This window comes from Lactococcus sp. NH2-7C, from assembly GCF_029953655.1.
In the GTDB taxonomy this organism is placed as follows: Bacteria; Bacillota; Bacilli; order Lactobacillales; family Streptococcaceae; genus Lactococcus; species Lactococcus lactis.
Genome location: NZ_CP124538.1, coordinates 659,847 through 675,802, shown reverse-complemented (window position 1 = coordinate 675,802; position 15,956 = coordinate 659,847). Strand labels below are relative to the sequence as shown.

General features: G+C 35.0%; 14 protein-coding genes and 1 tRNA gene. 14 read left to right on the top strand and 1 reads right to left on the bottom strand.

The annotated features are described in order from the left end of the window. Positions 1-117 precede the first annotated feature (117 nt). On the top strand, positions 118-2,130 hold the full coding sequence (locus tag QJV49_RS03215; RefSeq protein WP_225512027.1) for a cell division site-positioning protein MapZ family protein: 2,013 nt from the start codon (positions 118-120) through the stop codon (positions 2,128-2,130). A gap of 58 nt (positions 2,131-2,188) precedes the next feature. On the opposite strand, the gene QJV49_RS03210 is transcribed toward QJV49_RS03215, so the two are convergent. Beyond that, positions 2,189-3,277, bottom strand: a complete 1,089-nt coding sequence (locus QJV49_RS03210; protein ID WP_003129448.1) for a Xaa-Pro peptidase family protein — start codon at positions 3,275-3,277, stop codon at positions 2,189-2,191. A 214-nt stretch (positions 3,278-3,491) separates the two neighbouring features. Here QJV49_RS03210 and ccpA point away from each other — a divergent pair, with 214 nt between their 5' ends. The 13 genes from ccpA (at position 3,492) to QJV49_RS03145 (ending at position 15,927) form a co-directional block, all read left to right on the top strand. Further along, complete coding sequence (gene ccpA, locus QJV49_RS03205; protein ID WP_003129447.1) at positions 3,492-4,490, top strand: catabolite control protein A; 999 nt, start codon at positions 3,492-3,494, stop codon at positions 4,488-4,490. Between the two features lie 137 nt (positions 4,491-4,627). Continuing rightward, on the top strand, positions 4,628-5,593 hold the full coding sequence (locus QJV49_RS03200) for an NAD(P)/FAD-dependent oxidoreductase (protein WP_058209642.1): 966 nt from the start codon (positions 4,628-4,630) through the stop codon (positions 5,591-5,593). Between the two features lie 159 nt (positions 5,594-5,752). Next, positions 5,753-6,313: a CvpA family protein gene (locus QJV49_RS03195; protein WP_225512028.1), complete on the top strand. Its 561-nt coding sequence runs from the start codon at positions 5,753-5,755 to the stop codon at positions 6,311-6,313. Positions 6,314-6,357: 44 nt separating this feature from the next. Continuing rightward, positions 6,358-8,688: an endonuclease MutS2 gene (locus QJV49_RS03190; protein ID WP_225512029.1), complete on the top strand. Its 2,331-nt coding sequence runs from the start codon at positions 6,358-6,360 to the stop codon at positions 8,686-8,688. A gap of 96 nt (positions 8,689-8,784) precedes the next feature. Further along, on the top strand, positions 8,785-9,099 hold the full coding sequence (trxA, locus tag QJV49_RS03185) for a thioredoxin (RefSeq protein WP_003129442.1): 315 nt from the start codon (positions 8,785-8,787) through the stop codon (positions 9,097-9,099). Between the two features lie 243 nt (positions 9,100-9,342). Further along, the gene (locus QJV49_RS03180) at positions 9,343-9,546 is read left to right on the top strand and encodes a DUF2969 domain-containing protein (protein WP_010906074.1); all 204 of its coding nucleotides are present in this window, start codon (positions 9,343-9,345) and stop codon (positions 9,544-9,546) included. Positions 9,547-9,640: 94 nt separating this feature from the next. Further along, a tRNA-Gln gene (locus QJV49_RS03175) sits at positions 9,641-9,712 on the top strand. A 97-nt stretch (positions 9,713-9,809) separates the two neighbouring features. Further along, positions 9,810-10,490 carry a type I 3-dehydroquinate dehydratase gene (gene aroD, locus QJV49_RS03170; protein WP_225512030.1) on the top strand — a complete coding sequence of 227 codons (681 nt, stop codon included), beginning with the start codon at positions 9,810-9,812 and terminating at the stop codon, positions 10,488-10,490. 194 nt (positions 10,491-10,684) lie between these two features. Further along, positions 10,685-11,980, top strand: coding sequence for an adenylosuccinate lyase (purB, locus tag QJV49_RS03165; RefSeq protein ID WP_225512113.1), 1,296 nt, complete (start codon positions 10,685-10,687; stop codon positions 11,978-11,980). A 133-nt stretch (positions 11,981-12,113) separates the two neighbouring features. Further along, a complete protein-coding gene (locus QJV49_RS03160; protein WP_225512031.1) occupies positions 12,114-13,097 on the top strand; it encodes a LacI family DNA-binding transcriptional regulator in 984 nt (327 codons plus the stop codon). 10 nt (positions 13,098-13,107) lie between these two features. Next, positions 13,108-14,010: a ribokinase gene (gene rbsK / locus QJV49_RS03155; RefSeq protein ID WP_225512032.1), complete on the top strand. Its 903-nt coding sequence runs from the start codon at positions 13,108-13,110 to the stop codon at positions 14,008-14,010. 21 nt (positions 14,011-14,031) lie between these two features. Beyond that, complete coding sequence (gene rbsD, locus QJV49_RS03150; protein WP_003129436.1) at positions 14,032-14,430, top strand: D-ribose pyranase; 399 nt, start codon at positions 14,032-14,034, stop codon at positions 14,428-14,430. A gap of 18 nt (positions 14,431-14,448) precedes the next feature. Next, positions 14,449-15,927, top strand: coding sequence for a sugar ABC transporter ATP-binding protein (locus QJV49_RS03145; protein WP_225512033.1), 1,479 nt, complete (start codon positions 14,449-14,451; stop codon positions 15,925-15,927). Positions 15,928-15,956 lie beyond the last annotated feature (29 nt).

Sequence of the window (15,956 nt, the reverse complement as noted above, 5' to 3'; positions counted from 1 at the left end):
CTAGAACTATAAATTTTAGTGATGACGGCTGTCAGTAAAATTCAGACGAGTTTGAGCAACTCTCGTTGTCTGATTCACCATTTTATTGGAATTGTGGGAATCTTATTCGGAGGAAAAATGTCAAACAAAAATAAAAAAAATAGAAACAAAAACAAAAATAACAAAAACAACAATAAGCCAAAAAACGAGCAACAAATTGGTGAAAAAACTTTGAAACTTCAAGATTTACAAGATTTTACTGTAGGGCAAATTGTTGAAGAATCAAAACGTGTTGATAAAGAAAATGAAGAAAATGAGTCTGTTTTAGATAAATATATTCGTCAGCATCGTGGAGAAATTGAAGAAGCTAAAAGTAAAAATTTGGATGAATTCATTCAGGCAGAACGTACGAATATAGAAGTTCCGGTTAAAGAAGAAAAAGAAACTAAGTCAGAAAAAATTCAAGAAGTTTCCAATGTGGAAGACGACGAGAATGATGGGTTAGCAGCTTCAAAAATTGAAACTGAAAAAGTTACTGACAGTTCTGATTCTGATTTGTCAGCAGAGAATAAAGACTTAGAAGTTGCTGACAAGGAAAGTGAAGGAACTAAAAAATCAAAAAATGATTTAGTTTTAGATCCAGTTGTGATGGTCGACGCCCCTGTCAGTACTTTGCCAGAGCAAAAAGAAGCTCCGCAAGTTGAAGAAGTCAAGAAAACTGAACCAACTGACGAAGAAGAAAAAGCCGAAAGTCCACAAGATGAGAAGGCAGTTGCTGCACCAGTTATGATGTCAGCAAACGAAGTTCCAATGGACGAGCCAAGTGAACCAGAAATTTCTGAAACTGACGCTGACACTAAAACTGATTCAATAATTGACGAAAAATCAGAAGTTGAACCAAAAGTAACAGAAGAACCAGCAGAAGAAATTAAATCTGATTCAAAAGAAGATTCTACTGAAAATAATGAGTCTCTTGAATCGGGAGCTGAGGAAAAAGTGACAGATTCACCAAAAGAGACAAAAAGTGATATTCCTGATAAAGTTATTACTGCTGAATCAGTTTCACCTCACTTACTAGCTGAAACAACATCCTTTAAAGCAGATAAAGTAGAAGAAAATGCGGCAAAAATTACTGACGAAAAGTCAAAAAATCGTAAAAAACCAATCATTATTGGTCTATGTGCAATTGTTTTAATTGCAGCTGGAGCGATTGGATTTGCCCAATATAATAGTCATCAAAAAGGGAAAACGGTTCAAACTTCTCAAAGCAGTCAGAGTGATTTAGATAAATATCAGAAACAATACGATGCTTTTTTCACTGACAAATCACATACTATTTTGAGAAATAGTCAATTTAGCAAGTTATCAGCTCTTGAAACTTTAGTTGATGCTCACAAAAATTCCATGGCATGGTCAAATGCAGTCTCTGATACAGAAAGCCTAAAAGACCAAATTAATGCGATTAAGAAAGTGAATGCTCTCTTTACTAGCGCAGCAATTACTGACGGAAAACTTGATTCATCAGCTAAAGTAGTGGCAAATGTAAAATTTCCAGAAACTCCTAAAACAACCAATGAAACCCTGAATAAATTACTGACACAAGCCATTGATTTAGCTAAGAGCCAAGTTGCCAAGGAAAGTTCAGCTAAAGCGTCTGCAAGTGCAGCAGAAGCCAAAGCGAATCAAGGAGCTACTAGCCAAAGTTCTACATCAAGTACAGCTAGTCAAAGCAATTCTACGACGACTCCTTCGTCAGCAGCTTCAGCAGGTTCAAGTACAAATGCCAGCACAAGTAGTAATACTAATGGTTTGAGTAGCAACGGAGTTAATTTAGAAGTATCAGCAGCACGTGTCCAACCTCAAGCTGGAGTCAACACGAATGATCCTGCTTTCACATGGGGAGCTGGAATTAAAGAAATGGTTCTGAATAAAGCCCGTGAACGCGGCTATATTACAGGAGATAATTATATTTTAGTTCCAACAGCGATTCATACAACCAATGGTTCCCAAGGTTTCCCAGCCGGAATTGTTAGTGGTTATTACAATCTTTATGCACCAGATGGTCGGTATTTAGTATCAATCAATGCTAAAACAGGTTTCTTTGTTGGTAATGGTTCTGGCCATGCTGACAACTTAGACTATGACGCTTAGAAAATAAAAACTAATCATCAAAATGATGATTAGTTTTTTACTTTTATCAATTAATCGATTAGAAAATTAATAAGTCATGGTCAGTATGAGTGAAGCTTTCACAACCATTTTCTGTTACGTAAAGACAGTCTTCAATACGCACACCTACTTTACCAGGAATATAAATTCCAGGTTCGTTAGAGAAGCACATCCCTTCTTGAATTACGAGGTCATTTCCAGCAACAATAGATGGATATTCGTGAACGTCCATTCCGATACCATGTCCAAGGCGGTGATTGAAATATTCACCATATCCTGCTTTAGTAATTAAATCACGAGCAACAGCATCAACTTCATGTGCAGTTACACCAGGTTTAATGAAGTCCATGGCTGCTTGTTGAGCTTCCTTAACGATTTTATGGATCTCAGCATCAAAGTCATTAGGTTGACCAATAGCGATTGTACGTGTCGCATCAGAAGCATATCCGCCACTCATCACACCCAAGTCAAAGAGCAAAAGTTTATTTTCTTGAATTTCAACATTTTCAGGTGCACCATGTGGATTAGCAGCGCGAGCTCCTGATAAAACAAGCGTGTCAAATGACATCTGTGGAACACCCATACGTTTCATTTCATATTCAATTTTTGCAACGATATCAGATTCAGTCACACCATTACGTTCAGCAGCAGTGGCAAAACCAATTTCAAAACACTTGTCAGCAAAATCACCAGCAACTTTCATTTTTTCAATTTCATCTGCTGACTTAATCAAACGCATCCGTTCAATCAAAGGAGTCAAATTCACAAAATTAATATCACCAAATTGTGCTTTCAAGCCTTCAGTTTTAGCTAAAGGAATATCTGAAAATTCAACAGCTATTGATTTAACATCTGATTTTACATGATTTTTAACAACTTCCCAAGGGTTTTGAGAATCTTCATATCCGAAAATATCCAGACCACTTGTGTGTTCTTTAGCTTTTTCAACTTCCAAAGCAGGAGTAAATAACATTGGAGTTGAATCTCTAAAAATCATCAGCCCAGCAATTCGTTCATGGGGATCAATTGCTAGCCCTGTTAGATAATTTAGAGTTGTCGGATTAGTAATGAAAGTCATATCGACTTCCTTGTCATTCAGAAAAGCTGAAATACGTTCAATTTTGCTCAAAATGGTTCCTCCAATATTTATGAAAATGAGTTTCTTAAATTCTTATGAAAATAAAAAACACTATATCCCCTATTCTACGCTATTTTTATTAAAAAATCACGTAAAAAAACATAGCTGAAGGTTGAAAAGGTTTACAGTTAATGATATAATTTGTAAATGAAAATGGTTTTCATAAATACTATGAATAAAAAGAAAAGAAAGAGGATAGCCAATTATGGTAGAATCAACAACAACAATTTATGATGTGGCACGTGTCGCCGGAGTGTCAATGGCAACCGTTAGTCGTGTTGTAAATGGAAATGCAAATGTAAAGGAAAAGACGCGCCAAAAGGTCTTAGAAGCTATTGCTGAGCTTGACTATCGTCCTAATGCAGTTGCGCGCGGACTCGCAAGTAAACGTACAACAACAGTTGGTGTTATCTTGCCAACCATCACTTCAACTTACTTCGCAGCGATTACTCGCGGGGTTGATGATATCGCTTCCATGTATAAATACAACATGATTTTAGCTAATAGTGATAATGATGTTGAAAAAGAAGAAAAAGTTTTAGAAACTTTCTTATCAAAACAAGTTGACGGAATCGTCTATATGGGTTCATCTTTAGATGAAAAAATTAGAACTTCCCTCAAAAATTCAAGAACACCTGTCGTTTTAGTTGGAACAATTGATGGAGATAAAGAAATTCCATCTGTTAATATTGATTACCATTTGGCTGCTTATCAATCAACTAAAAAATTGATTGATAGCGGAAATAAAAAAATCGCTTATATCATGGGTTCATTGAAAGACGTTGAAAATACAGAACGCATGGTTGGTTATCAAGAAGCTTTGCTTGAAGCAAATATTGAATTTGATGAAAACCTCGTTTTTGAAGGTAATTATAGCTATGAACAAGGAAAAGCACTTGCTGAACGTTTACTTGAGCGAGGAGCAACTTCTGCAGTAGTATCACATGATACAGTAGCAGTTGGACTCTTGTCTGCAATGATGGATAAGGGAGTGAAAGTTCCTGAAGATTTCGAAATTATCTCAGGTGCAAATTCACCAATTACTCAATATACATATCCAACTTTAACTTCTGTTAACCAACCTCTTTACGATTTGGGAGCAGTAGCAATGCGTCTTTTGACAAAATTAATGCTTAAAGAAGATGTTGAACAAAATCAATTAGTTTTGGATCATGAAATCTTTTCACGTCGTTCTACTAAATAAAAATTAAGCCCTTTTGAGGGCTTTTTTTATTTAAAGTAAAAAGTATTTGACATTTGAGAGAAAAGTCGCAATAATAGAGAGATGATAAAAAGAATTTATTCAATAGATTAAATGAATAAATTGTTAAGGAGTTTGATATGCAAGAATTAGATTTAATTATTGTTGGAGCAGGTCCTGTTGGTCTATATGCGGCTTTTTACGCAGGAATGCGCGGTTTATCAGTTGCAATAATTGAATCAGCGCAAGTTCCAGGTGGTCAACCCCAAAATCTCTACCCTGAAAAATTAATCTACGATATTGCTGGCCTACCAGCAGTGACAGGGGCAGATTTGACAAAAAATCTTTTAGAACAACTAGCACAAATCTCTCATCGATTATTTCTTGGGGAGAGCGTTCAAAAAATTGAAAAAGAAGAGGGGATTTTTTCTGTAACGACTGATAAATCAACCAGAAGAGCCAAAGGCGTTTTGCTGACGACTGGTGCCGGCCTTTTGAAACCTCGAAAGTTAGGAATTGATAACGAAGAAACTTTAGCTAATGAAGGAAAAATATCTTACTTTATCACTTCTCTAAAAGAGTTTGAGGGAAAAAATGTTGCGGTTTTTGGTGGAGGAGATTCGGCTTTAGATTGGTCATTAATGCTTGAAAAAGTAGCTAAAAATGTTCATTTGGTTCATAGAAGAACTGCTTTTCGTGGTCATGAAATTACAGTTGACCGAGTGATGAATTCTAATGTTCAAGTTCATACGCCTTATACTTTTTCAAATTTGATTGAAAATGAATTAGAATTAAAAAAAGTAAAATCAGAAGAAAGCTTGAACTTTTCGATTGATAAAATTTTGGTTAATTATGGTTTTTTAACAAATCAAGTGACTTTAGCTGAAAACTTAGAAGTTAGTCGTAATGGTCGCGTTAAGGCCGATTCAATGATGCAATCCAATATTGATGGACTTTATGTCGCAGGAGACGCAAGTGATTATCTGGGAAAAATGCCCTTGATGTCCGTTGGTTTTGGTGAAGCAGTCCATGCGATTAATGCCATGACGAAAAAACTTGAATTTGACCACCCACTTAGAGGGGGACATTCTTCATCCATTTTTTAAAATAAAAAGCGTATTCTAAATAGGGGTACGTTTTTTTTATGAAATACGGTATAATAGAGAAAGAAAAATGACTTGAACTTAGCTTCATTAATAAAAATGAGCCAAGTTTTATGAGTGCTTTGTTTAAAAAGCAAAATAAAAGTAAATTGGGAATGTTTGATGATATTAAATTTGATTATTTTAGTAGCCTTGGTTTGGGCTTTCATGGTTGGTTACTCACGAGGCTTGATTTTACAAGTCATCTACAGTTTTGGTACGATTATTGCGGCCTTCATTGCAGCCAATAATTATAAAGAATTAGCACAAAAATTGAGTATTTGGGTTCCTTTTTCAAATGCCACAGAAAACTCACATCTCTTACTTTTTAGTGATAAACTTCTTTTTCAACTTGATGATGCTTTTTATGCGAGCATTTCGTTTTTAGCAATTTTTATTGTCGTTTATGCTATTATCCGTCTTATCGGTTTATTTTTACATTTTGCACTTAGCCCTCTGGGAAGAAATGGAAAAATCATTGCTGGAATTTTAGGATTTGCGGCGACTTATTTTGGTTTACAAATGGTCCTGATGGTCTTGAGTTTAGTTCCTATTGCAGCGGTTCAAAGTCAACTTGATGCTAGTTTTCTAGCTCGGTTTATGGTTTTACATACACCGATTTCATCAGGAATCTTACAAAACCTTTTTATTGAAAACATTGTCCACATTAATCCTCTAGGATAGTACTAGGGGAGAGATTTAAAGATACAACTTGAAATTTAAATAGAATGAATAAAAAAATTCTCCAAATATTGGAATATGATAAAGTTAAAGAACAGTTTATGAATGCTTTGACGACAGCGCAGGGTCAACGAGAATTAAAAGATTTAAAACCTTTGACAGATAAGGAAAAAATTCAGCTCCTTTTTGATGAAGTTGCTGATTTTCGCTTATTGACCCAAGAAAACGGCCTATTAAATTTAGGAAAAACAAATGATTTAACAGAAATACTCAGACGTCTAGAGCTTGAAGCTAGTCTTTCAGGCAAGGAATTCGTTGAAATAAAAAAAGTGATTCAATTAGGAATTAATATTCAACGCTTTTTTGATGAAGCTGAAAATGTTGAAACACCTTCACTAGCTATTACTTTAGAAAAATTGGTTGATTTATCAGCATTAGTCAAAAAATTAGAAATTTTTGATAATGCGGGAAGTCTTTATGATAATGCCAGCCTCGAATTGATGCATATCCGTGCTTCAATCAAGAGCAATCAATCAGAAATTCGTAAAATCATGCAGGAAATGCTGACCAAAAATCTTTCATCTTTGAGTGAAAATGTCATCACTATCCGAAATGACCGACAAGTTCTTCCTGTAAAAGCAGAAAATAAAAATAAAATTCCTGGTGTAGTCCATGATATGTCCGCTTCAGGTCAAACTCTTTATATTGAACCCAATGCGGTTGTTTCATTAAATAACAAACTTAATCAAAAAAGAATTGAAGAACGCCAAGAAATCACAAGAATTTATCGTGAGCTTGCTAGTCAATTAAAACCTTATAGCTTTGATATAAGGCAAAATGCTTGGTTGATTGGTCATATTGATTTTGTTCGTGCCAAGTATCTTTATTTAGCAGCGAATAAAGCGACACTTCCAGAATTAACAACCGATAAAGATATTACCCTTTTTGCAGCTCGTCATCCTTTGATTGAAGCAAAAATAGTTGTGGCAAATGATATTAAATTTGATGCAGGGCTCAATACGATTGTTATTACCGGTCCTAATACGGGTGGGAAGACCATTACTTTGAAAACAGTTGGTTTGTTGACAATATTGGCTCAATCAGGTCTGCCAATTTTAGCAGCTGATGGCAGTCGAATTCATCTTTTTGATGATATTTTTGCCGATATCGGGGATGAGCAATCTATTGAGCAAAGTTTATCAACTTTCTCAAGTCATATGACTAATATCGTTCATATTTTAGCTCAAGCAGATGAAAATAGTTTGGTCTTATTTGATGAACTTGGGGCAGGAACTGATCCGAAAGAAGGAGCAGCTCTCGCTATTGCTATACTGGAAAATTTACGTGAACGAAATGTGAAAACCATGGCAAGTACTCATTACCCAGAGTTAAAAGCTTATGGGGTCGAAACGCAACAAGTGATCAATGCAAGTATGGAATTTAACATTGATAAAATGCAACCCACCTATCATTTGCAACTGGGAGTGCCTGGACGTTCAAATGCCTTGGAGATTTCTAGAAGATTAGGTTTGCCAGAAACCATTATTTCAGTAGCCAGTCAACAAATTTCTGACAGTGAGCATGATGTCAATCAGATGATTGAAAAGTTGGAAGAAAAAACGCGTGAAGTGATTGAAAGTTCAAGAAATATTAAAAAAATTGAACGAGAAAATCAAGGTTTGCATAAAGATTTGACAAAAGTCTATAATCAAATTAATCGTGAGCGCGAGTTTGAATTAGAAAAAGCACAAAAAGAAGCTCAAGAAGTAGTTAAAAAAGCTAGTCTTGAAGCACAAGAAATTTTGAAGAATCTCAATGATAAAGCAGCATTGAAACCACATGAAATTATTGCTGCTAGAAAAGAACTTGAAGGATTGGCTCCAACCATTGATTTTTCTAAAAATAAGGTTTTGAAAAAAGCGAAAGCTCAAAGAGGACTTAAGCAAGGGGCTGAAGTTAATGTCACTTCTTATGGACAGCGTGGTAAATTGATTCGTTTAGAAAAAGATGGACGTTGGACAGTTCAAATGGGTTCAATTACAACTCGTTTAAATGAAGATGAATTTGAAGTGATTGAAAGTCCAGAACAAATTCAAGCCAAAACTAAAAATGTCAGCAAGAAGGTGACTTCTAAAGTCAAAGCTCAACTTGATTTACGCGGGATGCGTTATGAAGAAGCAGAACTGGAATTGGATAATTATATTGACCAAGCTCTACTTGCAAATTTGATTCAAATTACGATTGTTCATGGGATTGGAACGGGTGTTATTAGAGAAATGGTACAGAAAAAACTTCAAAAACACCGTCATATTAAATCTTATGAATATGCACCAATTAATGCTGGGGGCTCTGGGGCAACGATTGCTATTTTGAAGTAAAATAATAAATTTCTCAAAATCTATTTTCTTGAAATTTTAAGTGAATTACACTAGAATAGTCTTACTGAAGAAAATTATTTCAATGAAGGAGATAAAATGGAATATAATATTACTGATGCAACGTTTGATGAAGAAACAAAAGAAGGGCTTGTTTTAATTGACTTTTGGGCAACTTGGTGTGGTCCATGTCGCATGCAAGCGCCAATTTTGGAACAACTTTCAGAAGAACTTGACGAATCAGAACTTAAGATTTGCAAAATGGATGTTGATGAAAACCCAGCAACAGCTCAAGGATTTGGCATTATGTCTATCCCCACATTGATGTTCAAAAAAGATGGTGAAGAAGTAAAACGCATTGTTGGTGTTCAAACAAAAGCACAACTTAAAGCCGTTATTGCTGAATTATCATAATAAAAATTACTGACAGAACTTTTTTCTTCTTGAAATAAAGTCTGTCAGTATTTTTTTATTTTCAATTCTAGTGAAAAGTTCTGTCAGTAAAAGAGAGTGAATGTATGGCACATACTGACAAGTTTGTCAGTAAAATGAGCGTGACAAAAGGTTTTTAAAATGATATGATTGAGAAAGAAAAATTTCAAAGAAAATAGGGATTTGGAAGGTCAAAATGACTTTTCGAATTTTGAGGAGTTTAATATGTCAAAGAAAAAAGATACTGAACTTGAAATTATTGATACAGCTGACGGAGCTGTCATTAAAAGTGGGAAAAAAACAATCGCCGAAATTAAAGAAAAATCAGGAAATTTTGTCATTGTTTTTTCAGGTAAAGAAATTGCTACAGTCACTTCTTTTGAAGCAGCTCTTGAAGAAGCGATTATGGCCTATAATCTTTCGATTTAAAGATTTATTTGTGATTGATTTGAAATTTATAAGTTATAACTTGAAATTAATAAGATAATTTGTTAAAATGTTTCTTGTCGTCATAAAGCAATCTTGGGGTATAGCCAAGCGGTAAGGCAAGGGACTTTGACTCCCTCATGCGTTGGTTCGAATCCAGCTACCCCAGTAAAAAAAACGTAAAAGGAAACGCTGTTTCCTTTTTTCTTTTTGCGAAAATATGCTAGAATAGGGGAAAGCATTTATGAAAATGTAAGGAGAAGTTTATGAGAAAAACAAAAATTGTTGTTCCAATCATGCTGACAGAATTAGCAGAGCTTGAGAAAGTTTCTGTCAGTGATTATCGAGCAGCAGATATTGTTGAATGGCGTGCCGATTTTTTGTCAGCAGATGAAATTTTAGAGATAGCTCCTAAATTCTTTGAAAAATTTAAAGAAAGTAAGATTTTATTTACTTTAAGAACAGTCAGAGAAGGCGGAAATATTCAAGTTTCTGAAAAAAAATATTTACAGATTTTACAAGAAATTTTGACTTACAATCCCGCATATATCGATGTCGAATTCTTTACGCATGGTCCTTCATTTGCCGCTTTGAAAGATTTTCGGGATAAGATGGTCCTCTCTTATCATAATTTTGATGAAGTTCCAACCGATTTAACCAATCGTTTGATTAAAATGCATGAAGAAGGAACTGCTTTTGTTAAAGTTGCTGTGATGCCAGAACGTGAGTGTGATGTTCTAGATTTATTACAAATTACTCGTGATATGACTTTAGAATACGGTGACCATTTTATCAGCATGGCAATGGGTGACTTAGGACGACTTTCAAGAATATCTGGCTATTTGACTGGTTCTTGTTGGACTTTTGCAAGTTTAGAAAATTCCAGTGCGCCTGGACAAATTTCTCTAAAAGAAACAGAGTATATTTTGGATATCTTAGAAAAATAGAAAATGATAGGGTCAGAGATATTGTTCGGTTATGACAGATAATTTTTTACTTTTATTAGGACAAGTAGAATGGACCAAAAGCTTTATAAGTGAAAATGTTATAATAGATAATGAAAAGGACGCTTTGTTCATTAGAAATTAAAAATAGGATTAATTTACTGACAGCAATTCTGTCAGTAAAAAAGGAGAAAAAAGTGGTTATTAGCCGTTATTCACGTCCAGAAATGGCAGAGATTTGGTCAGAAGAAAACAAGTATAAAGCATGGCTTGAAGTCGAAATTCTTGCAGATGAAGCTTGGGCAGAGCTTGGGGAAATCCCGGTAGCAGATGTGAAAAAAATTCGCGAAAATGCAACTTTTAATGTTGAACGCATTCTTGAAATTGAAAAAGAAACACGTCATGATGTGGTAGCTTTCACACGTTCTGTTAGTGAATCATTGGGTGAAGAACGCAAATGGGTGCATTATGGTCTTACATCAACAGATGTCGTTGATACAGCTTATGGTTATCTTTATAAACAAGCTAATGATATTTTGCGCAATGACCTAAAAAACTTTGCAGAAATTGTTAAAAATAAAGCTTTAGAGCATAAATACACAGTAATGATGGGTCGAACTCACGGCGTTCACGCTGAACCAACAACTTTTGGCTTGAAATTAGCGACTTGGTACAGCGAAATGAAACGAAATATTGAACGTTTTGAACATGCTGCGAAAGCTGTTGAAGCTGGGAAAATTTCTGGTGCTGTTGGAACATTTGCTAATATTCCTCCATTTGTTGAAGCCTATGTTTGTGAAAAATTAGGGACTCGTCCGCAAGAGATTTCAACACAAGTCTTACCACGTGATTTACATGCAGAATACTTCCAAACGTTGGCGCTCATTGCGACATCAATTGAACGCATGGCCACAGAAATCCGTGGATTACAAAAATCTGAACAACGTGAAGTTGAAGAATTCTTTGCTAAAGGTCAAAAAGGCTCATCAGCAATGCCACACAAACGCAATCCAATTGGTTCTGAAAATATGACAGGTTTAGCCCGCGTCATTCGTGGACATGCAATTACAGCTCTTGAAGATGTTAGCCTTTGGCATGAACGTGACATTTCACACAGTTCTGCTGAACGCATCATTGCACCAGATACAACAGAATTATTGGATTACATGTTGAACCGTTTTGGGAATATCGTTAAAAATTTGACTGTTTTCCCAGAAAATATGAAACGAAATATGGATGCGACTTTTGGTTTGATTTACAGCCAACATGTCATGTTAATGTTGATTGAAAAAGGAATGACGCGTGAAGCAGCTTACGATTTAGTTCAGCCTTTGACTGCAAAATCTTGGGATGAACAAGTGATGTTTAGACCATTGCTTGAAGAAAATGAACAAATTCGTCAATATTTGAATGATGAAGATATTGATAAAGCTTTTGATTACAATTATCATTTAACAAGAGTCGATGAAATTTTTGAACGTGTCTTTGATTAATAAGAAAGCCTACTAAAAAGTAGGTTTTTTTGTTATTAAAACGAAATATAAAAAGGATTGACAAATTTAATGAAAACGGATACAATTATAAATGTAAATATGAGAACGTTCCCACATGTGAAAGGAGGAAGTAATGACAACAATCAAACAAGTTGCACTTGAAGCAGGAGTTTCAAAGTCCACTGTTTCCCGTTTTATTGCTCAGAATGGTTATGTAAGTGATGATGCCAGAGAAAAAATTGAACGAGCAATTAAAAAACTAAATTTCAGACCCAATCTTTCTGCCCAATCTTTAAAAACTAAAAAGAATCAGCTTGTTGGACTATTATTGCCAGATATTTCCAATCCTTTTTTCCCAATGCTAGCAAAAGGAGCAGAGGAATTTTTAAAAGAAAAAGGTTATCGTGTGATGCTCGGAAATATTGGTGAAGAGAATCAATCTGAGCAAGATTATTTGAAAGTTTTGATTCAAAGTAATGCAGCAGGTATCATTTCAACCCATGATTTTAAAGAAGACTTTCCTGATTTGGATATTCCAACTGTAATTGTGGACCGAGTAGGTCATAAAAGTAACTATGGTGTTTTTTCGGACAATGAGTCAGGCGGACGATTAGCAGCAAAAGTGATTGTAAAAGCAGGAGCAAAAAAAGTTGCTGTAGTCAGCGGTCCTTTAAATGCCACAAATATCAATAATCGTTTTAAAGCAAGTATTGCTTATTTAAAAGAAAAACAAGTTGATTTTAAAGCTTTTTACAGTCAAAGTTATGATTTTGAAGAAATTCAGAAAGAGGCGAGAGAAGTGCTTGCCAATGAAGAAAACTTTGATAGTATCATTGCACCATCGGATATTCATGCCATGGCTTATATCCACGAAATTCATCGTTTAAATAAGAAAATTCCTGAGGATATTCAAATTATTGGTTATGACGATATTCAAATGAGCCAATTCATTTATCCAGCACTCTCAACCATTCATCAATCTGCTTATCAGATGGGGCTTGAAGCTGCTCAACTTATTTATAAAATCGCGACTGACCAAGTAATTGAGAAGTCTAAAATTGAACTCCCTGTTCATTATGTAGCGCGTGAAACAATTCGACAAAAGAGAAAAGAATGAGGAAAAATTAATGACAAAAGTAAGTGTTATAGGAAGCATTTCAATGGATTTAGTCACAAGGACTAACCGAGTGCCAAATGCTGGAGAAACAGTATTTGGTGAAGATTTCGCTATGGTTCCCGGTGGAAAAGGAGCGAACCAAGCCGTTGCTTTTGCCAGACTTTCTCCCAATGAAGTAAGTATGATTGGAGCAGTAGGCAAGGATGCTTTTGGTGAGAGTATTTTGCAAAACTTCAAAGAAAATGCAGTTCTTTTTGAAAATGTGGGAACGGTACCACAAACAACAGGGATTGCTCAAATTACTCTCTATGATGACGATAATCGTATTATTATTATTCCAGGTGCTAATAATGAAGTTCTACCAAGTTATCTAGCAGACCTTTGGGATAAAATTAAAGAAAGCCAACTTGTTATTCTACAAAATGAAATTCCACATGAAACAAATCTAGCGATTGCTAAATTCTGTAAAGAAAATGCGATAAAAGTTCTTTATAATCCAGCTCCAGCAAGAAAAACAGATTTGGAAATGATTGATTTTGTTGATTATATCACACCGAATGAACACGAATGTAAGGAACTTTTTCCGAATTTAGCACTTGGAGAAATTCTCAAAAAATATTCAAATCGTCTGATTGTCACCTTAGGAAGTGAAGGAGTCATTTTCCACGATGGAGAGACTCTTCAAAAAATTCCTGCCATAAAAGCTAAGGTTGTAGATACAACTGGTGCAGGAGATACATTCAACGGAGCCTTTGCCTTTGGTTTGACTGAGAACTTATCAATTAGTGATTCCATCAGATTAGCTGTCGTTGCTTCTCATTTATCTATTCAAAAATTTGGCGCACAAGGCGGGATGCCAAAGCTATCAGAAGTTAAAGCAAAATTAAAAGAACTTGAAATTAATCTCTACTAAAAAAGAAAGAGAGTTAAATTTATGAAAAAAGAAGGAATACTTAATAGTGAATTAGCAAAAATTGCTGACGATTTGGGCCATACTGACCAAGTTTGTATTGGAGATTTAGGCTTACCAGTACCATCAGGTGTCAAAAAAATTGATTTAGCCCTGACCAGAGGAAAACCCAGTTTTCAAGAAGTGCTGGACATCTATTTGGAAAATATTTTAGTTGAAAAAGTCTATCTTGCTGAGGAAATAAAAGAAAATAATCCTGAACAGTTAGCGATTTTACTGACAAAATTATCAGCAGATGTTGAAATAGTTTTTGTCAGTCATGAAACCTTAAAATTAATGAATCATGAGGTCAAAGCAGTGGTGAGAACAGGAGAAAATACACCTTATTCAAATATTATTTTACAATCAGGTGTCGCTTTGTGAAAAAGGAGGAGGTCAATTTTGAAAATAGAAATGAAGAACATTTCTAAATCATTTGGAACGAATAAAGTTCTTGAAGCAATTGATTTAACGATTAATTCAGGAGAAGTTCATGCCTTAATGGGAGAAAATGGGGCTGGGAAATCTACTTTGATGAATATTCTAACTGGTCTATTTCCAGCTTCTGGTGGGGAAATTGAGATTGACAGTGAAAAGAAAATTTTTAAAAATCCTCAGGAAGCAGAAGGATTTGGAATTAGTTTTATTCATCAGGAAATGAATACTTGGCCTGATTTAACAGTCTTAGAGAATCTTTTTTTAGGACGAGAGATAAAAAATAAATTTGGTATTTTAGATACGAAGGCCATGCAAAAAAAAGCAAATTTTGCTTTTGAACAGCTGGGAGTAAAAATTGATTTAGACAAAGAAATTGGTAATTTATCAGTTGGTCAGCAACAAATGGTTGAAATAGCTAAAAGTTTTTTGTCTGATTTAAAAATTTTGATTATGGATGAACCAACAGCAGCATTGACCGAAAGAGAAACAGAAAGATTGTTTTCAGTTATTGCTGGTCTAAAAAATCAAGGGGTTGGAATTATTTATATTTCTCATCGAATGGAAGAAATTTTTAAAATCACAGATTGTGTAACTGTCATGCGTGATGGTCTAGTCATTGATACGCAAAAGACGAAAGAAACCAACGTTGATGAATTAGTTAGAAAAATGGTTGGTCGGTCAATTACAGATTACTATCCCCAAAAAAATGCTGAAATTCGAGAAATTGTATTTGAAGCCGACCATTTATCGGCAGAATCTTTTAAAGACATTTCATTTTCAGTTCGTTCAGGTGAAATTCTCGGATTTGCAGGACTCATGGGAGCTGGTAGAACTGAGGTCATGCGAGCAATTTTTGGAATTGATAAGCTAAAATCAGGCACGATAAAAATTAATGGAAAGAGTCTAACTATCAATAACCCGGCACAAGCAATCAAAGAAGGAATTGGCTTTTTAACAGAAGACCGAAAAGATGAAGGACTTGTTCTTGATTTCTCAATAAAAGATAATATTACTCTTCCGAGTACAAAGGATTTTATTCATCATGGCCTCTTTGACGATAAAACAGCAACAACTTTTGTTAAGCAACTCTCTGAGCGTCTTAATGTTAAAGCGACAGATGAAGAACAAATAGTTGGTTCTCTATCTGGAGGAAATCAACAAAAAATTGTCCTTGCCAAATGGATTGGCATTGCGCCAAAAGTTTTAATCTTAGATGAACCAACACGAGGAGTCGACGTGGGAGCCAAGCGTGAAATTTATCAATTAATGAATGAACTTGCTGAACGTGGTGTTCCAATTATTATGATTTCAAGTGATTTACCCGAAATTCTTGGTGTTGCAGACCGAATTGCAGTGATGCATGAAGGAGAAATAGCAGGAATTTTAGCCAAAAAAGAAGCAACACAAGAAAATGTGATGCAGCTCGCAACAGGAGGACAATAAGTGTGAAAGCTCTATCTCAAAAATTCAGT